The sequence below is a fragment of the Paenibacillus sabinae T27 genome, assembly GCF_000612505.1.
GTDB classification, from domain to species: domain Bacteria; phylum Bacillota; class Bacilli; order Paenibacillales; family Paenibacillaceae; genus Paenibacillus_AQ; species Paenibacillus_AQ sabinae.
This window is the reverse complement of record NZ_CP004078.1, coordinates 3721471-3740104: the sequence shown is the minus strand read 5'-3', so window position 1 is coordinate 3740104 and position 18634 is coordinate 3721471. Positions and strand designations below refer to the sequence as shown.

Genomic DNA, 18634 nt, shown 5'->3' with positions numbered 1-18634 from the left:
TTCCAGACCCTAATCGGCCAGTATACAGACCGTCTGCATGTTGGCCGTTCTCTTGGTGGATATACCTATACCGTTCATCCCGGCCCAACTTGTCGAAATAAAAACTCCGAACAATCCGCAATAGCGTGCGGCTGCCCGGAGTGATAAAGGTCATCTGTTTTTTACATGAAACTAAGAAACAAAATAGGTATAAGCCTCTTCATACGTTTCTTTATACTCAACTTGATTCCGGAACATGCGATTGAGCTGCATAGTAAAGATTGGACTATCGGAAAGATATACCCACTTCTTATCCATGCGGAGACCACGATTGATTGCAAGCTGCATAGTAGGCGAGAGTAAAGCTACGACTTCTTGGGAGAGGACGGATTTAGCTTTACGGACATCCGTAATTCCAGAGAAGCCAGGCTTAACCTTTTTAAGAATTTCTTCAAAGTCTTTGATATAAGCGGCTGCTGCATTTTCATCCAATCGTTCGGCCACTACGATAATCAAATTTCTTTGTTCGTCATAATTAATAGTATAGGCTGACATAAACAATTCCTCCAAGTTATGTAAAAGTAGATTAGAGCCTAAAATTTATCAATAGGGCTCTTGGTATATTAGAAACCCAGTGTCATGGGCTCAAGGGAAAAACGAGTCTATGGATCTATGGATGTTTTGTCGTTTTGTGTCGGAGAATTATGTATTCTTTTAGTCCAGTAATCACATAAAATAATCATTCCCTCCCTTTACAATAAATTCCTAGACCTATTTTTGTCAATGAATTTGTGCTATTAACTCGAAATTTGACGAATCAATAGGTTTTGGGTTGGTATAAATGAAGGATTATAGTCCCATATTAGTCATATAGGCTTAGACGGTTTATGGGAAAAAGGAGCAGCCCGCGATGGCTACTCCTTCTCTCTTTTGCCGTAAGGATCAAGCAGATAGTCGCCTTCCCCGCTGTCCATATACTGCTGGTACTGATGGCCGCGCATGATCGTAATGTTGCTGCCGGTCATATCCGTGGCGATGAAATTTTCCCAGGGCTCCACCCAGCCGTCCGGATCGTGGGATTCGATCTCTACATCATTGTAGGAATCGATATTGTTTCCCTCGGCCATGGCCGGCGTATTGGAGGTGCCGTAGCTTTCGACGATCTGCCAGGCATCCTCACCGTCAAACCCGTTATACTCCTTGTCATCCAGGCTGCTTCGTCCAAAGGGCGGGGTGAGAAACTCCTCTTCGACAGGCCGCGTATGCGGTTTTTCCTGACGGGGGCTGTGTTCTTTGCAATAGCGTGTTGCGGGCAGGGCGGCCAGGCGCTCATAAGGAATCGGCTCACCGCTTGCTGCGCAAATGCCGTATGTGCCGTTGTCCATCGCTCGAAGCGCGTCCTCAATTTCGGTTAGTTCCAGCTCTTCGCGCTCCTGAAGCGAGATGTCCATGGAACGGTGGTACAGGTCGGTGGCGACGTCACCGGGATGATTGTCGATTTCCGAGAGCTCGCCCGACATATCCCGCATGGAATCCTCCAGACCGTGATCTTCATTCTCTATAAGCCTGTGCCGGATATCGTCCCGCTGCTGGACAAGAAGCCCGTGCAGGTGGTCAAGCTGCTCCGAGGTCAGGTGATTCATAAGTCTCGGCTCCTTTCCTTGTGCCTTTTTCCTTACTAGGTTGGCCTGTTGCTTCGCTTTTTACCGCTGGCAAATTGTGCTCCGGATAAGACTGCGGAAGCGATGGGTCAATGGACGGGTTCTCAAGCCTTGTGCTACAATATACGAGTCTTTATACATGTTTTGGATCGCTTTCGGGCGGGAAAAATAAGAACGGAGTGACTAGCTGAAGTGGTGTACTATCTGATCGCGCTCATTGTGTTTTTGATTGACCAGGGAACGAAATACTTAATCTCCTCACGTCTGCAGCTCGACGAGCAAATCCCGGTAATCGGGAATTTTTTTCTCATCACATCTCACCGCAACCGCGGCGCCGCTTTCAGCATTTTGCAGAATCAGCGCTGGTTCCTCATCCTCGTGACTGTTGTTGTCGTGGTCGGAATCGTCTGGTACCTGAATAAGGTCAGAAAGACGCGCCGGCTGCTGCCTTTGGCGCTTGCGCTTGTGCTTGGCGGGGCGATCGGCAACTTTCTCGACCGGCTGTTGACAGGCGAGGTTGTCGATTTTCTGCAGTTTAATTTCGGCAGCTATACGTTTCCGATCTTTAACGTGGCGGATTCATGCATTGTCGTCGGCGTGGCGCTCATCATTCTGGATTCCCTCCTTGATATGAAGGGCGGGGGCCAGACGGAAGTAACCGAAGTGAAGGAAACCGGCGAGGCAAAGGAAGGGAATGAATAGTATTGAATAAGGACGCTCTTAATGAGCGGACGGAAGGCGAAAGCCCGGACAACGGGGTCGCTTGGACCGTTCAGGAAGAATACGCCCGTGAACGTATCGACAAATATATTACCGAGGCTTGGGAAGAAGACATTTCACGCTCCCAGGTGCAGCAGTGGATTGAAGCCGGACTTGTCACGGTTAACGGCCGTACGGTAAAAGCGAACTACAAGCTGTCGCCGGAGGATTTGATCTCGGTGACGGTGCCTGAGCCCGCAGCCGCAGAGCTGACCCCGGAAAATATTCCGCTTAATGTCGCCTACGAGGATTCGGACCTAATCGTTGTGAACAAGCCGAGAGGCATGGTCGTGCATCCGGCGGCGGGGCACCCTTCCGGCACACTGGTCAACGCCTTGATGTATCACTGCAAGGACCTGTCGGGAATCAACGGCGAGATTCGTCCCGGCATCGTTCACCGGATCGATAAGGACACCTCCGGCCTGATTATGGCCGCCAAGAACGACGCCAGCCACAATTCGCTCGCGGCACAGCTCAAGGCGCATAGCGTGACCCGGCGTTATCTTGCGGTTGTTCAGGGCAATGTGGCTCATGACCAAGGGACCGTTGACGCGCCGATTGGCAGAGACCCGCATGACCGCAAGCTGTATACGGTAACGGAGAAGAACAGCAAGACCGCCGTTACCCATTTTACCGTGCTGGAGCGGTTCGGCGATTGTACCTTGCTGCAATTGCAGCTGGAAACCGGACGCACTCACCAAATCCGGGTGCATATGAAGTTTATTGGACATCCGCTCGTCGGCGATCCCGTATACGGACGGAGCAAAGGAATATTTATGGAAGGCGGACAGGCTCTGCACGCGGCCGTACTTGGTTTTGTGCATCCGTCCTCCGGAGAATATCTGGAATTTTCGGCTCCGCTTCCGGGAGACATGGAAGATCTGCTGGCCCGTCTGCGAAGCAGATAAGTACAAATGAACTGCGGATTTGTCCATTGTGTTGCAGCGGCTGTTGCGTCATATTTAACAATATGGAAATGAATAGGCTGAGCGTTCGTTCATCCGTTTACTATTTCAAAAGCCAGGAGTGAGAACACCTTTATGAGTATCGAACAATACCAGGATACGTTTATCCAGAACAATTTCGCGGATCGCATCGGCGGAGCGAACTACGGCAAGGATACCAACATCTATAAATTTGAGAAGATCAAACGCGCCAAGGCTGCGGCCAAGAAGGATTTTCCCGATATCGAATTGATCGATATGGGCGTCGGCGAGCCGGACGAAATGGCGGATGCTGGCATCGTCGCCAAGCTGGCCGAGGAAGCGGCCAAGGAAGAGAACCGCGGTTATGCGGACAACGGCATTGCCGAATTCAAGGAAGCGGCGGCCCAATATTTAAAGGACGTATTTAATGTGAACGGCATTGACCCGGCTACCGAGGTACTGCATTCCATTGGCTCGAAGCCGGCGCTGGCCATGCTCCCTTCCGCTTTTATCAATCCGGGAGATATTACGATCATGACCATTCCGGGCTATCCGGTGCTGGGCACGCATACGAAATATCTGGGCGGCCAAGTCTACAATGTCGAGCTTAAGAAGGAAAATAACTTCCTTCCCGACCTGAGCTCCATTCCGGAAGACATCGCCTACAAGGCGAAGCTTCTTTACCTGAACTATCCGAACAACCCTACGGGAGCCAGTGCAACTCCGCAATTTTTTGCTGAAGTCGTAGCCTGGGCGAAGAAGTACAATGTCGTCGTCATTCATGACGCCCCTTATGCCGCGCTGACCTATGACGGCCTGAAGCCGCTGAGCTTCCTGTCTGTTCGCGGTGCGAAGGATGTTGGCGTAGAGCTGCATTCCCTGTCCAAATCGTACAACATGACGGGCTGGAGAATCGGGTTTGTGGCCGGCAATCCGCTGATCGTCAAAGCTTTCGGCGACGTGAAGGACAATAACGATTCCGGTCAGTTCATCGCTATTCAGAAAGCGGCGGCTTATGGCCTGGCTCATCCTGAAATTACAGAAGCCATCGCGGCCAAATATTCCCGCCGACACAACCTGCTGGTGGACGCGCTGAACAGCCTTGGCTTTAAGGCAACGAAACCGAAAGGCTCCTTCTTTATGTATGTTGAAGCGCCAAAGGGAATCAAAGGCGGACGCCGCTTCGAGTCGGGCGAGGATTTCTCCCAATATCTGATTCGCGAAAAGCTGATCTCGACCGTGCCTTGGGATGATGCCGGCGCGTTCGTTCGCTTCTCCGTCACCTTTATCGCCAAGGGTGAAGAAGAAGAGCTGCGCGTTATTTCCGAAATCAAGCGCCGCCTCAGCGACGTGGAATTTGAATTTTAATCAAGCTTTTGCGTTTAACAGCCTCCGTGCCGATTTTCGGTTCGGGGGCTGTTTTTTGCTGTAGAATCCGCTGGTAAATTTGTATAGGTCCGGAGTTGACATGGGCTGTCCGTTCTGTCATAATTCTAATGATAAATGAATAGCGCCTTTAAATCAGTCCCGTGAGGCTGGCAAGGTAACGTGAATCGAGGTTCGCGGCTTTTTAAGTGAGGTATCCGTCTGTCTGTACGGAGCTCTTTTGCTGCGCGCTTGTCACCGTTCTTCAATCTGCGGATTCCACTCCTTGCCTGCTTCAGGCAAGGAGTTTTTGATTTCCACCACAGATATGGGGATACGGCGCATTACCTGGAGGGTAACCTGGCATGATTATCGAGAAGAATGTCATTATGGACGAGACGGCGATTCGCCGGGCGCTATCGCGCATAGCGCATGAGATTCTGGAGAAGAACAAAGGCATCGAAGATTGCATGCTGATCGGTATCCGCACCCGGGGCGTATATCTCGCACGGCGGATCGCGGAGCGAATCAAAGAGATCGAAGGCGCCGATGTTCCTTGCGGCGAGCTTGACGTCACTTTTTACAGAGACGATCTGGAGCCGGGGAAGAATAAGAATGCGAACGACGGAGATTGTAACGGAAAAGGGACGTTGATCCTTCCCGCCAACATTTCGGGTACCCGGGACAAAAAGATTATCCTGTTCGACGATGTTCTCTACACCGGACGGACGATTCGGGCGGCGATGGACGCGCTGATGGACTGCGGACGTCCGCGGATGATCCAACTGGCGGTTCTGGCCGACAGAGGCCACCGCGAAGTGCCGATTCGCCCGGACTATGTGGGCAAGAATGTGCCGACCTCAAGGCATGAATCGATTGAAGTGGCGCTGAAAGAAGTCGACGGCACGGACGAAGTGCACATACTATCGAACTGGGAGGCAAAATAATATGATGACAGCTACCCGAGTAAAGGAACGGAGCCTGCTTGGACTTAGAGGTTTGGACGCGGCGGAAATTTCCGCGATACTGGACAGAGCGGCGTATTGGGACAAGCAGACGGAGAAGGCAAGCTCGGTGCTGGCCTCGCGGTTTGTCTCCAACATGTTCTTCGAGAACAGCACGCGCACCCGCTTCTCGTTCGAAATGGCCGAGAAGCGTCTCGGTGCCCAGGTTCTGAACTTCACGGCAGCGGCTTCCAGCGTTGAAAAAGGCGAGTCGATCTACGATACCGTCCGCACGCTGGAGTCAATGGGCATCGATGCAGGCGTCATCCGGCTGAAGCCGGCGGGCGTGCTGGCCCAGCTCTCCGAGAAAGTATCCATTCCGCTGATTAACGCCGGCGACGGGAACAATGAGCATCCGACGCAGGCGCTGCTGGACCTGTACACCATGCTCAAGACCTTCGGAGACATCAAGGGTCTGACCGTATCCATCATCGGGGATATAATGCACAGCCGGGTAGCACGCTCCAATCTGTGGGGGCTGACCACGATGGGAGCCAAGGTGCAGTTCTGCGCGCCGGAGAATATGAAAGCCCCAGAGCTGATGGATTATGCGCCTTATGTCTCGATGGAGGAAGCGCTGAGAGCGGACGTGGTTATGATGCTGCGCGTACAGCTGGAGCGGCACGCTTCGGGAATGCTGTCATCGGCGGAAGAGTACCGCCGGCAGTTCGGCCTGACGGAAGAACGGGCCGCGAAACTGGCTTCGCACACGGTCATTATGCATCCTGCGCCGGTCAATCGTAATGTCGAAATTGACGACGCGGTAGTCGAAAGCGCGAAATCGCTGATTTTTCCGCAGATGTCCAATGGAGTTCCGATCCGGATGGCGGTCATTGAAAGAGCGATCCGATAAACCCCTGCTGATAAAATTAATAAATATACACAGATATGAATTTTTATTATATAATAACGATAGAGCCCGGATGCTCTTGTCGCGGGCAGAAGGAGAAGCAACGTGATTATCAAAAATGCCAATGTTTTGAATGCGGAAGGCGTCTTGGAACGCAAGCACATCCAGATTGAGAACGGTACGATCTCCGCGATTCTGAATGGGAACGAGACGATCGCCGAAGGTTCGGAAACGATTGATGCCGCCGGCAAGCTGCTGGTTCCGGGGCTAATCGATATGCACGTGCATTTGCGCGAACCGGGTTTTGAACATAAGGAGACGATTGAGACAGGCAGCCGTTCGGCGGCCAAGGGCGGATATACGACGATTGCCAGCATGCCGAACACCATGCCGGTAACCGACAGCCCGGAAGTGGTGAAGCTGGTGCAGGACAAGGCCCGCGCGGCCGGACTGGTCAAGGTGCTGCCTTACGCCGCGATCACGAAGAGTCAGCAGGGGCAGGAGCTTACGGATTTTGCCGCGCTGAAGGAAGCCGGAGCGATTGGCTTTACGGATGACGGCGTAGGCGTGCAGACGGCTCAAATGATGAAGGATGCGATGAGCATCGCGGCATCCATGGATATGCCGGTCATCGCGCACTGCGAAGACAACTCCCTGGTTGTGGGCGCACCGGTAGCTGAAGGAAGCTTTGCCCGCAAGCACGGGCTGAAGGGCATTCCGAATGAGTCGGAAGCGATCCATGTCGGCCGGGATATTTTGCTGGCTGAGGCGACGGGCGTGCATTACCATGTGTGCCATGTCAGCACGGAACAATCGGTTCGGTTGATCCGCCAGGCCAAGGAAATCGGCATCCGCGTGACCGCCGAGGTATGTCCGCATCATCTGCTGCTGTCGGAGGAGGACATCCCGGGGCTTGACGCCAACTGGAAAATGAATCCGCCGCTGCGCTCGCGCCGCGATGTGGATGCCTGCATCGAGGCTTTGCTTGACGGAACGATCGACATCATTGTGACGGACCACGCGCCGCACAGCGCCGAAGAGAAAGCCAAAGGGATGCAGGCTGCACCGTTCGGCATTGTCGGATTCGAGACGGCATTTCCGCTGATGTATACGAAATTTGTCGCCGCAGGCAAGATGGATCTTGCCCTGCTGGTCAAGAGAATGACGGCCGATCCGGCCCGCGTGTTCAGGCTGAACACCGGTGTGCTGGAGCCGGGAGCTCCGGCGGATGTAACGCTGATCGATCTGGAGACGGAGAAGGAAGTCGACCCGGAAACCTTCGCAAGCAAGGGCCGAAACACGCCGTTTACAGGCTGGAAGCTGAAAGGCTGGCCGGTGTTGACGATTACGGACGGTCGGGTTGTATGGAGCGAGGAACTAGAAGAGAACCGGAAGAACGAAGCGGAGCAGCAGGCCTAACAAGCTGACAAGCGAACGGGACACTCCGGCGTTAACAGGAAATATACAGTTTGAAACTACAGAATGAAGAGGAGTGGAAAGGGATGCAGGCAAGATTGCTGCTACAGGACGGAACGCTGTTTACCGGCACCGCATTTGGGGCGGAAGGCGAGAAGACTGGCGAGGTTGTATTTAATACGGGGATTACGGGATATCAGGAGGTATTGTCCGATCCTTCGTACTGCGGGCAAATCGTTACGATGACGTATCCGCTGATCGGGAATTATGGCATCACTCGTGATGACTTTGAGTCCGTGCGGCCTTTCGTACACGGCTTCGTTGTGCGCCGTCATGAGACGGTGCCCAGCAACTGGCGGGCCGAGTACAGCGTCGATGACCTGCTGAAGGAGTACGGCATACCTGGGATCAGCGACATCGATACCCGGATGCTGACACGCATCATCCGCCACTATGGCACGATGAAGGCGATCCTGACCACCTCCAACAAGCCGGTGGAAGAGCTGATGGAAATGATGAACGATACCTCGATTGACGAGCTGCGTAACCAGGTGGCACGCACTTCCACTGCCAGCGCATACAGCAGTCCGGGAACGAAGGAAAAAATCGTGCTCGTGGACTACGGCGCCAAGACGGGGATTCTGCGCGAGCTGAACAACCGCGGCTGCGACGTCATCGTCGTTCCCCATAACGTGACCGCGGACGAAATCCGCCGTATCAATCCGGACGGCATCCAGCTGTCCAACGGTCCTGGGGACCCCAAAGACGTGCCTTACGCCGTCAAGACGATTTCCGAGCTGCTCGGCGAATACCCGATCTTCGGCATCTGCCTGGGACACCAGCTGTTTGCACTGGCCTGCGGCGCGGATACCGAGAAGCTTAAATTCGGACATCGCGGCGGCAACCATCCGGTCAAGGAACTGTCGGGCGGACGCTGCTACATCACCTCGCAGAACCACGGCTACACCGTTAACGAAGACTCGGTAAAAGGCACGGAGCTTGAAGTGACACACATCAACAATAACGACAAGACGATTGAAGGGCTGAAGCATACCCGCTACCCCGCTTTCTCGGTGCAGTACCATCCGGAAGCGGCTCCGGGACCGCATGACAGCAGCTACCTGTTCGACCGTTTTCTGGAGATGATTGCGGAGCACAAACGGAATACTCCCGCAATTTCCCGTCAAGCCCAGCATGCGGCGAACGCGCGGATCGCGGCGCCTACCCCGAAACAGCAGCTTGAAGCCGTGAAAGGAGCCTACTAATAGAATGCCTAAGAACGATAAGCTTAAAAAGATACTCGTGATCGGCTCAGGGCCGATTGTCATCGGCCAGGCGGCCGAATTCGACTATGCCGGAACGCAGGCCTGCCAGGCGCTGAAAGAAGAAGGCGTAGAGGTTATTCTGATCAACAGCAACCCCGCCACCATCATGACCGATACGAATATGGCGGATAAAGTATATATTGAACCGATTACGCTTGACTTCGTTACCGGCATTATCCGGCAGGAGCGTCCTGACGGACTGCTGCCAACGCTCGGCGGGCAGACTGGCCTGAACATGGCCGTCGAGCTGGCGCGCGCGGGCGTGCTGGAGCAGGAGAACGTCAAGCTGCTCGGCACCCAGCTACACTCCATCGAGAAAGCGGAAGACCGCGACCTGTTCCGCGACCTGATGCGCGAACTTGAACAGCCCGTGCCGGAGAGCACGATTGTTACGACGCTGGACGAAGCGCTGGCGTTTGCCGCGGGGATCGGCTATCCGCTGATCGTACGTCCGGCTTATACGCTGGGCGGCACCGGCGGCGGGATTTGCGCGAATGAAGAAGAACTTCGCGAGACAGTCAAAGCCGGCATTCGCTACAGCCCGATCGGCCAGTGCCTGATCGAGAAGAGCATCGCCGGCATGAAGGAAGTCGAATATGAAGTCATGCGCGATGCGAACGACAACTGCATCGTGGTCTGCAACATGGAGAACTTTGACCCGGTCGGCGTGCATACGGGCGACAGTATCGTCGTGGCGCCGAGCCAGACGCTGTCCGACCGCGAGTACCAAATGCTCCGCAGCGCATCGCTGAAGATTATCCGCGCGCTGAACATCGAAGGCGGCTGCAATGTGCAGTTCGCGCTCGATCCGCAGAGCTATCAATACTATGTCATTGAAGTGAATCCGCGTGTCAGCCGTTCGTCGGCGCTGGCGTCGAAGGCAACCGGCTATCCGATTGCCAAGATGGCAGCCAAAATCGCCCTGGGCTACACGCTTGATGAAATCATCAACCCGGTTACGGGGCAGACTTATGCTTGCTTCGAGCCAACACTCGATTATATCGTCAGCAAAATTCCGCGCTGGCCGTTCGACAAGTTCATCTACGCGAACCGCAAGCTCGGTACCCAGATGAAGGCGACCGGCGAAGTTATGGCCATCGGCCGCACCTTCGAAGAGTCGATTCACAAAGCGATCCGTTCGCTGGAGATCGGTGTTCACCGGTTCAAGCTGCCTGGAGCCGAGCTGATTGAGGATGAAGTGCTGAAGACTCGTCTGGCGAAACCGGACGACGAGCGCATCTTCCTGATTGCCGAGGCATTCCGCCGCGGATATCAGCTACAGGAAATTCAGGATCTCACCCAGGTTGACTGGTGGTTCCTGGATAAGATTGAAGGCTTGATCGGCTTCGAGGACCGCATCCGCGAAGAGGAGAGCCTGACGCCGGAAACGCTGTACCAGGCGAAGCGTCTTGGCTTTACTGACCGCGCTATTGCTGAACTGCGGGCTGAAGGCCAGCCTGGCGGCAAGGTGACGAAGGAAGCCGAGGTTCGTTCGATGCGTCTGGAGCAGGGACTGAAACCAGTCTACAAAATGGTTGACACCTGCGCGGCCGAATTCGAGGCAACTACGCCTTATTATTACTCGACTTACGAAACCGAGAATGAAGTGCTTCCATCCGATAAGAAAAAAGTGGTTGTGCTAGGCTCCGGCCCGATCCGTATCGGCCAGGGCATCGAGTTCGACTACTCGACGGTTCATGCCGTCTGGGCAATCCAGAAGGCCGGATATGAAGCAGTCATTATCAATAATAACCCGGAGACGGTATCCACCGACTTCAACACCTCTGACCGGCTTTATTTCGAACCGCTGTTCTTCGAGGATGTTATGAACGTCATCGAGCAGGAACAACCAATCGGCGTCATCGTGCAGTTCGGCGGACAGACGGCCATTAACCTGGCTGCTCCGCTAAGCGCGGCAGGCGTCAACATTCTTGGCACAAGCCTTGAAAGCATCGACGAAGCGGAAGACCGCAAACGGTTCGAAGCGCTGCTGTCACGCCTGGATATCGCACAGCCGAAAGGCAGCACCGTAACGACGGTTGAAGAAGCTGTGGGCACGGCTCAATCGCTTGGCTATCCGGTTCTGGTGCGTCCTTCGTACGTACTGGGCGGCCGTGCAATGGAAATTGTCTACTCCGATACTGAACTGCTCAGCTACATGAAGGAAGCTGTGAAGGTCAACCCGGATCATCCGGTCCTGATCGACCGTTACATGCTGGGCAAAGAGGTTGAAGTCGATGCCATCTGCGACGGCGAAACCGTAGTTATTCCAGGGATCATGGAGCACGTGGAACGCGCGGGCGTTCACTCCGGCGACTCCATCGCGGTATATCCGCCGCAGCATCTGGAAGACAGCCTGAAGCAGAAAATCGCCGATATCACGATCAAGATCGCCAAGGAATTGAAGACAGTCGGACTGGTCAACATTCAGTTTGTCATCTACCGCGGTGAGGTTTACGTCATCGAAGTGAATCCGCGCTCGTCGCGTACCGTACCGTTCCTGAGCAAGGTGACGGGCATTCCGATGGCTCTTCTGGCAACGAAGGTCATTCTCGGCGGCAAGCTGAAGGACGAAGGGTACAGCGAAGGCCTGTGGCCGGAGAGTGACTTCGTCTCCGTCAAAGTGCCTGTCTTCTCGTTCGCCAAGCTGCGCAGAGTAGAGCCGACGCTGGGTCCGGAAATGAAATCGACCGGCGAAGTCATGGGCCGTGACAGATTGTATGCCAAGGCTCTGTATAAAGGTCTGATCGGCGCAGGCATGAAAATCCCGACCACTGGCTCGATTATCGTAACCGTGGCCGACAAGGATAAAGCGGAAGCGATCGAACTGATGAAAGGCTTCCACCGTCTGGGCTATAAGATCATTGCTACGGGCGGCACCGCTTCGGCGCTGGAAAATGCGGGCCTCAACGTCATGAACGTCAACAAGCTCGGTGAAGGTGAGCCTACCATTATCGACATTATCCGCAGCGGCCAGGCGAACTTCGTGTTCAATACGCTCACGAAAGGCAAGACGCCGGAGCGCGACGGCTTCCTTATCCGCCGCGAAGCGGTCGAGAACGGCATCGTCTGCATGACGTCGCTTGATACCGTAACGGCGCTGCTGCGCATGCTGGAGACGATCAACTTCTCCTCGCAGTCGATGCCGGCTTTCGTAGGACAATAAGATAAATTGCGCAAGGCAAGGCATAGGGAACTTCAGGAACGGTTTGCGTCATCTCGCAGACCGTTCCGCTGTGCCCGGACCTTTGAAGCTTACAGCGAAGGAGTGTTGTTATGACCGGAGAAAGGCAGCCACTGCAGGAAGCTGCGGCGCAGGAGAATACCGTCACACAGAACACGCAATGGGAGAGCATGGCCAACCGGCTGATGATCCCGCTTGATTATCCGGATGCCGGGCAGGCGAAAGAGCTGATCGGCAAGCTGAAAGGCATCCCGTGCTACATGAAGGTCGGCATGCAGCTGTTCTACGCCGCCGGTCCGGATTTTGTCAGAGAGCTGAAGGCCCTTGGCTATTCCGTATTTCTTGACGTGAAGATGCATGATATCCCGAACACGGTAAAAGGCGGAGCCGAGAGTGTGACAGCCCTTGGCGTCGATATGTTCAACGTCCATGCATCCGGCGGCTCGGCCATGATGGCGGCCGCAATAGAGGGCATTGAAGCGGCCCTGCACAAGAACCCTGCGCTTGCCCGTCCCCTGGTTATTGCGGTGACCCAGCTCACCAGCACCAGCCAGACGGTCATGAACAATGAGATCGGCATTCCCGGCGAAGTGCCGGACACAGTCGTGCGGTACGCGAAGCTTGCCGCAGCCGCCGGCTTGGACGGAGTCGTGGCTTCGCCTCAGGAAGCCGCAGCCATATCGGCTGCCTGCGGTCCCGCATTCCGCACCGTCACCCCTGGCATCCGGCCTTCCGGATCATCGCTGGACGACCAGAGCCGCGTCATGACACCTGGCCAGGCGATCCGTCAGGGAAGCCACTTCCTGGTTGTTGGACGGCCTATTACGGCCGCTCCCGACCCGCGTCAGGCAGCAGAGCAAATTATTGAGGAGATGATCAAAGCGTGAGTCCATTGCTGAACAGAAGTGAACAAATTGCCTCTTACTTATTGAAGATCGAGGCGGTCGCCCTGCGCCCGCAGGAGCCTTTTACATGGACATCCGGCATCAAGTCCCCGATCTATTGCGATAACCGGCTTACTCTTTCGTATCCGGAAATCCGCAGCTACATCGCCGACGCTTTCGCCGAATTGATCGCTACCGAATACCCCGGTACGGAGGTTATTGCCGGAACCGCAACCGCCGGCATCCCGCATGCCGCCTGGGTGGCGGACAAGCTGAATCTGCCGATGGCCTACATCCGCGACAAAGCCAAAGGACACGGCAAACAGAACCAGATCGAAGGCATTATCTCCCCTGGTCAAAAGGTCATCGTGATCGAAGACCTGATCTCCACCGGAGGCAGCTCGCTGAAAGCCGCTCAGGCGGTTCAAGAAGCGGGAGGCGAACCGCTTGCGGTACTGGCGATTTTCAGCTATGAACTGGATCGTGCGACCAATGCGTTCAGTGAGGCGGGCATTCCGCTGCAAAGCCTGTCCAACTACAGCACCCTGATCGACGTCGCGCTCGGTCAAGGCAAAATCGCAGCCGAAGACGTCGAACTGTTGCAATCGTGGAGACGTGATCCATCCTCATTCGGGAAATAATATTGTTTAGTTGAAGCGGATGATATAACGACTTGTATTAAAACCGTCCAGCAATGGGCGGTTTATTCATTAATTTCATCAGGTTATGTGGTTGTGCTATTTCGGAGAACTTGAACGGGTCCCGTAAGTTTTTTAAAAAAATGGGCAAGCTAACAATCGTTGAGGACTTGAACAACTGGCCATGAAAGGGGAAGAGCGCATCATGAATTGGATTTATTTCGCCAAGCTGTTCAGAACAAGGTTTCAGGCGGGCTGTTTAGCCAAGCGGCTCGAACAGGATGGCTGGATTTATGGCTATCATGATCTGCAGCTGGTGGAAATTTACCGTTCGCGCAAAGGGAAATACGGGGTCCGTTTTCTTCCTTAAAAATGGCAACATTTTTTCCTTGACTTAACACCATGTTGTGATGTATACTATTTATTGTCGCTGTTTGAATATGATTACTGACGCGGGGTGGAGCAGCCCGGTAGCTCGTCGGGCTCATAACCCGAAGGCCGCAGGTTCAAATCCTGCCCCCGCAACCAATTCATTTACGTGCAAGTTCAAACAGTACTTATTGCATACGGATATTTTGATCAGGGCCCTTAGCTCAGTTGGTTAGAGCGGTCGGCTCATAACCGATTGGTCGGGGGTTCGAGTCCCTCAGGGCCCACTACACTAAAACCCTTGGCGTAAGCCAAGGGTTTTTTGCTATGTAAGGATATCAAAAATCGCATATTTCGCACATACCTGGTCGGCGCCATGTACAATAACACATATCCAGAGAAAAACGAGTAATGGAGGAACAGCGGTGATTATTTTTCTGAACGGCGACCAGAACGGAATCGATATGTCAACGCTATCGGGTGTGGAGAGAGAGATAGTGGAGAAGAAGCAGAGAAGTCCTGAAACCTATGTTTACGAATCTCCCGCTGCGCTCGCATTTGAGCTGAATATGAGAAGGCGCATTGTTGAAGCGGCTGTCGCGCTCGATGCAAGCGGAGTGACCTTTGTCCGGTTTGAGAACACCAGGGGCAATCGTTACTTTTGGTCCCGTACCAATAAAGGAGGACTCCTCTTAAATAACGGGGTCTTACCGTCCGACGCGATCAATGATATTTTCCGGAACGGCCGTATGTATGCCTTTGAGTGCGCAACAGCCGTGGTGGTTGTTTTATATAAGGGAGTCCTTGATGCGCTGGGTGAAGAGGTATTTAATTCGTACTTTAGAAACCTGCTGCTCTATGATTGGCAGTATGACAGAGATTTACAGTTAACTGCGATCAATAACAGGGAGGAAGCCTATCCCGGTGATGTGCAGTATTTCAAGAATCCCGACCATGACCCGAACAAGCCGGAATGGCAGGGCGAGAACGTTATCGTACTGGACAAAGGAATGTATTACGGGCATGGAATCGGTATTACCACCACCGAGGGAATGATTACCGTTCTGAACAGAAAGAGAGTGCCTGGAAGCAGAACATCTGCTTATCTTCTGGATAAGACGTTTAGCCCGGACTTTGAGTATTTGCGGAGATTATCCGCGGGAAGAAGCCTTCCGTCAGCGGCAGGCCGTTATACAGGCTATACAGTTGTCATAAAAATCGGTTCGCATAATTACAGAATGTAGCTAAGAAAGTTATTTATAGGTCAAATTATGGATTTAGCCTGTTTCAGGTAGTGCATAGTCAACCCGAGCAAGACGATTATTCAGGGCGACAGCCAGCTGTTGCTGGCGACCGTAACGCCGGCGAATGCAACGAACAAGGATGTCATCTGGACATCGAGCAACCCGGCAGTGGCGACAGTGGTGAACGGCAACATTTCGGCGAAATCGGTCGGCACGGCCACGATCACCGCGAAGACGCGTATCGGCGGCTTCACCGCGACGACTGCCGTAACGGTCACGGCGGAACCGGCGCATGGGGAACTCGCCAATCACGATTTTGAAGACGGATTGAACGGTTGGACGATTCTGTCCGGCGACGCCTTCACCGCCCAAGATGTGACGACGGCCAACGACTGGGGCTGGGGCGGCCCGTTCAACCAGAATGGCGCCAAGCATCTGTGGGGGGCCCAAAGCGGTAACGACAGTCAGACCGGGGCTATGCGATCTGAGCAATTCGTTCTCGGCGGCAACGGACAGATCAATTTACTGGTCGGAGGGGGCAACAATTATTATGATCTCTATGTTGCGCTCGTTCGCGCCTCTGACGGTAAGGAGTTGTTCAAAGCAACCGGACTCGACCAGGAATCGTATACCCGAATTTATTGGGATGCCTCAGATTACATCGGTACGGAGTGCTACATCAAGATTGTCGATAACGCCACCGGCAGCTGGGGCCATATCAACATTGATGATGTTAACGTCCCCACCGTGGCTCCGTAGTAAAAGGTCAATAGCCCGAATATCGAGACAGGCAGTTTGACGGTTGAAAATCAGTATGATCCCCTCTTGGCAGACAGTGAAAAAAGAGTTCATGACAGCATGAATCAACACTGTAGACCGGAGGGGATTTTATAATTTAGTTCTGTACTGTGGGATGTCCCGGACGCAATACCCAGGCACTGTTCATTTTCCCAAGCATGTAATAGGCATTATTACTTAAGACCGTTGTCTTCTTTATTTTGTCTATGCTAAAATGTTCCTGTATACATAGTCACATAAATCGTACGAAAAAGGCAAAGCTGATGAAAATCAGTGACGCAAAGCTAAAGGGACTAAGTGGAGAAATCCGTATGTCAGCCAGCTCCCGAATAATCGCACCTCCCGTAGATTTATGTGAAATGAAGGAGGAGAAGCATGGGAAAGTATTGGCATTCTTTTTGGTTGGGGTTTAACGAAACTCTACTTGAAGATTGTATGTGCGAGAGCGTGAGATCGAAGATCTGTAGCAAGATCGGGTATCATAGAAGCAAACTGAATGCTTAAGCAGAAGAGGCACCTATTTTAGGTGCTTTTTTCTTGAGTCAGCGAAGTACAGAGGAGCGGTTAGTCTTGCGGTGTATCACGATATGGCAGCCTTGGGCGACCCTGATTGCACTTGGAGAGAAAAAATTCGAAACGAGAAGCTGGGCTACACAGCACCGGGATGCCATCGCCATTCATGCCGGGAAAAAGGTGGATAAGGCCATCTGCCAGAAAGAACCATTCCGCAGTATACTAGCAAAACACGGATACACAGCGGATACCTTGCCGACAGGGAGCGTGGTGGCGGTATGCAGGCTGGCCGATTGTCTTGAGGTCACCGAGTCTTACGGTGAAACGGCAATGCTTGAAAGCCCATCGCAATCCATCGTCATCGGCGACCTTGAAAAAGCATTCGGATTGTTTGAATTAGGCCGATTCGCCTGGGAGCTTGCGGATGTCCGGCGGCTGCCGAAGCCGATTCCGGCCAAAGGGATGCAGGGGCTCTGGAATTGGGAGGAGACACATGATTTTTTGTGAGTTCATCGAAAGATAAATTCTACTCTGGTCCCATCCTTCAATTTCTCCAGCTGATTGCCGACCCAGCTGCCTGCACCACGGTTATCGGCTGGGGATATGTATGCGATGTCCGCTCCCGTTCCGCCTTCCTCGCACATGGCCATGGGCCATTCATCGCGATCATAATGTTTTTTGGTGGGAATTCCCTTCAGCGACTCCCGGCGGTTCTCTTCAGCTCCTTCACGGTTGATCGTGCATACGCTGGACTCGCCTCTCTCGATCGCTTTTTCAATATGCTTTGCCGTTTCCGGATACTCGTCTGATGGAAAAATCAGCTGTACCACTTCCTTATCGGAAGAAGGAGCGTTCCTGAAATCCCACCCGTTTCTTTCGGCAAGATACGACAGCAGCAAAAGCAGCAGAAGCATGGCAAGAAGAGCTGTGATCCGATTTTGTTTACGCAATGTTCTACTCCTTTTCTTATGTAAATCGTAGAATTTAATTATAATTCATTTTAAGGATTTGTTTACATAGCATTTCCCATTTTTTTTAGTTGCGCATTCCCGCAATCTTCTCTATCCTTTTAAAAGGAGGGATAGTAGAAATGAGAAAAGCCTTACTGGCAGGCGCAGCAATTGCCCTTGTGCTGCTCAGCGCCTGCGGCGGAAAAGAGCCGGCTGCATTGTCCCATGAGGATGTGCAGGAGAGCGTTCAGGAATTTTATAATGAGATCTCTTCGCTTGATCAAACCGCAAAAACATCTCTGAATGACTTCAATGAAGCGCTGGCTTCATATTCAGGAGGCAGTCTGACGGCGGACGAGCTGGAGAAGGCGATTGAGAAGTTTCAGGATACGGCCTCTGATTTGTCGGATAAGGCGGATGACGTCGAGGTTGCACCCGGACTTCCGGATAACGTGGAGAAGCTGCTGAACGAAGCCAAGGACTCTTTTCAAAAAGCCTATGAAATCAAGAAAGAAGCCTCGCAAAGCGCCGATTCACCCGACGTAACCGCTGAGCAGTTCAATCAAATGAACAAAAATGCCGATATTGTCATGCTGTACGGGATCTCCAAGCTTAATCAGGCGAGAGAAGCGATCGGGCTCCTTGAACCGAAGTAAAGCGAATAGTACGGAATTAAACGTCTATACAAGGCGCGCAGCGTTAATCAGCTGATGGCGCCTTTTTCGCTTGTTTTTTCATGGTTGATTAGAATGCCGAAAAGTGGTTATAA

The 18634-nt window shown here is 53.2% G+C and carries 18 protein-coding genes, 2 tRNA genes and 1 riboswitch; of the genes, 17 read left to right on the top strand and 3 right to left on the bottom strand.

The window, feature by feature from the left end:
• Positions 1–171: 171 nt before the first annotated feature.
• Both PSAB_RS17300 and PSAB_RS17295 read right to left on the bottom strand, forming a co-directional pair.
• Positions 172–534: a hypothetical protein gene (locus tag PSAB_RS17300; RefSeq protein WP_025335846.1), complete on the bottom strand. Its 363-nt coding sequence runs from the start codon at positions 532–534 to the stop codon at positions 172–174.
• A 359-nt stretch (positions 535–893) separates the two neighbouring features.
• The gene (locus PSAB_RS17295; RefSeq protein WP_025335845.1) at positions 894–1622 is read right to left on the bottom strand and encodes a TraR/DksA C4-type zinc finger protein; all 729 of its coding nucleotides are present in this window, start codon (positions 1620–1622) and stop codon (positions 894–896) included.
• A gap of 210 nt (positions 1623–1832) precedes the next feature.
• Between PSAB_RS17295 and lspA the strand changes: the two genes are divergently transcribed.
• The 16 genes from lspA (at position 1833) to PSAB_RS17220 (ending at position 17422) form a co-directional block, all read left to right on the top strand.
• Positions 1833–2342, top strand: coding sequence for a signal peptidase II (lspA, locus tag PSAB_RS17290; protein ID WP_025335844.1), 510 nt, complete (start codon positions 1833–1835; stop codon positions 2340–2342).
• Positions 2343–2344: 2 nt separating this feature from the next.
• A complete protein-coding gene (locus PSAB_RS17285; RefSeq protein ID WP_025335843.1) occupies positions 2345–3307 on the top strand; it encodes an RluA family pseudouridine synthase in 963 nt (320 codons plus the stop codon).
• 132 nt (positions 3308–3439) lie between these two features.
• The gene (locus PSAB_RS17280) at positions 3440–4693 is read left to right on the top strand and encodes an LL-diaminopimelate aminotransferase (protein WP_025335842.1); all 1254 of its coding nucleotides are present in this window, start codon (positions 3440–3442) and stop codon (positions 4691–4693) included.
• Between the two features lie 362 nt (positions 4694–5055).
• Positions 5056–5637 carry a bifunctional pyr operon transcriptional regulator/uracil phosphoribosyltransferase PyrR gene (gene pyrR, locus PSAB_RS17275; RefSeq protein WP_025335841.1) on the top strand — a complete coding sequence of 194 codons (582 nt, stop codon included), beginning with the start codon at positions 5056–5058 and terminating at the stop codon, positions 5635–5637.
• A 1-nt stretch (position 5638) separates the two neighbouring features.
• Positions 5639–6547 (top strand): aspartate carbamoyltransferase catalytic subunit, encoded by a 909-nt coding sequence (locus tag PSAB_RS17270; protein WP_025335840.1) that lies wholly within the window; start codon positions 5639–5641, stop codon positions 6545–6547.
• A 102-nt stretch (positions 6548–6649) separates the two neighbouring features.
• Positions 6650–7963 (top strand): dihydroorotase, encoded by a 1314-nt coding sequence (locus tag PSAB_RS17265; protein WP_025335839.1) that lies wholly within the window; start codon positions 6650–6652, stop codon positions 7961–7963.
• Between the two features lie 83 nt (positions 7964–8046).
• A complete protein-coding gene (gene carA / locus PSAB_RS17260) occupies positions 8047–9225 on the top strand; it encodes a glutamine-hydrolyzing carbamoyl-phosphate synthase small subunit (RefSeq protein ID WP_025335838.1) in 1179 nt (392 codons plus the stop codon).
• 4 nt (positions 9226–9229) lie between these two features.
• Entirely contained in the window at positions 9230–12451 is a 3222-nt protein-coding gene (gene carB, locus PSAB_RS17255; protein ID WP_025335837.1) for a carbamoyl-phosphate synthase large subunit, read from the top strand.
• 188 nt (positions 12452–12639) lie between these two features.
• Positions 12640–13356 (top strand): orotidine-5'-phosphate decarboxylase, encoded by a 717-nt coding sequence (gene pyrF / locus PSAB_RS17250; RefSeq protein WP_038597286.1) that lies wholly within the window; start codon positions 12640–12642, stop codon positions 13354–13356.
• A complete protein-coding gene (pyrE, locus tag PSAB_RS17245; RefSeq protein ID WP_025335835.1) occupies positions 13353–13994 on the top strand; it encodes an orotate phosphoribosyltransferase in 642 nt (213 codons plus the stop codon). The genes pyrF and pyrE overlap by 4 nt, the downstream gene beginning before the upstream one ends.
• A 202-nt stretch (positions 13995–14196) precedes the next feature.
• Positions 14197–14361 carry a hypothetical protein gene (locus tag PSAB_RS25995; protein ID WP_165094904.1) on the top strand — a complete coding sequence of 55 codons (165 nt, stop codon included), beginning with the start codon at positions 14197–14199 and terminating at the stop codon, positions 14359–14361.
• An 81-nt stretch (positions 14362–14442) separates the two neighbouring features.
• A tRNA-Met gene (locus PSAB_RS17240) sits at positions 14443–14519 on the top strand.
• Positions 14520–14573: 54 nt separating this feature from the next.
• Positions 14574–14647, top strand: a tRNA-Ile gene (locus PSAB_RS17235).
• A 138-nt stretch (positions 14648–14785) separates the two neighbouring features.
• A complete protein-coding gene (locus PSAB_RS17230) occupies positions 14786–15604 on the top strand; it encodes a protein-glutamine gamma-glutamyltransferase (RefSeq protein ID WP_025335834.1) in 819 nt (272 codons plus the stop codon).
• 54 nt (positions 15605–15658) lie between these two features.
• The gene (locus PSAB_RS24660; protein ID WP_084266553.1) at positions 15659–16363 is read left to right on the top strand and encodes an Ig-like domain-containing protein; all 705 of its coding nucleotides are present in this window, start codon (positions 15659–15661) and stop codon (positions 16361–16363) included.
• A 282-nt stretch (positions 16364–16645) separates the two neighbouring features.
• Positions 16646–16732, top strand: a riboswitch (cyclic di-GMP riboswitch).
• Between the two features lie 240 nt (positions 16733–16972).
• A complete protein-coding gene (locus PSAB_RS17220) occupies positions 16973–17422 on the top strand; it encodes an ASCH domain-containing protein (protein WP_025335832.1) in 450 nt (149 codons plus the stop codon).
• A 2-nt stretch (positions 17423–17424) separates the two neighbouring features.
• On the opposite strand, the gene PSAB_RS17215 is transcribed toward PSAB_RS17220, so the two are convergent.
• Positions 17425–17829 (bottom strand): NucA/NucB deoxyribonuclease domain-containing protein, encoded by a 405-nt coding sequence (locus PSAB_RS17215; protein WP_051529877.1) that lies wholly within the window; start codon positions 17827–17829, stop codon positions 17425–17427.
• A 176-nt stretch (positions 17830–18005) separates the two neighbouring features.
• Between PSAB_RS17215 and PSAB_RS17210 the strand changes: the two genes are divergently transcribed.
• Positions 18006–18521, top strand: coding sequence for a hypothetical protein (locus PSAB_RS17210; protein ID WP_025335830.1), 516 nt, complete (start codon positions 18006–18008; stop codon positions 18519–18521).
• Positions 18522–18634 lie beyond the last annotated feature (113 nt).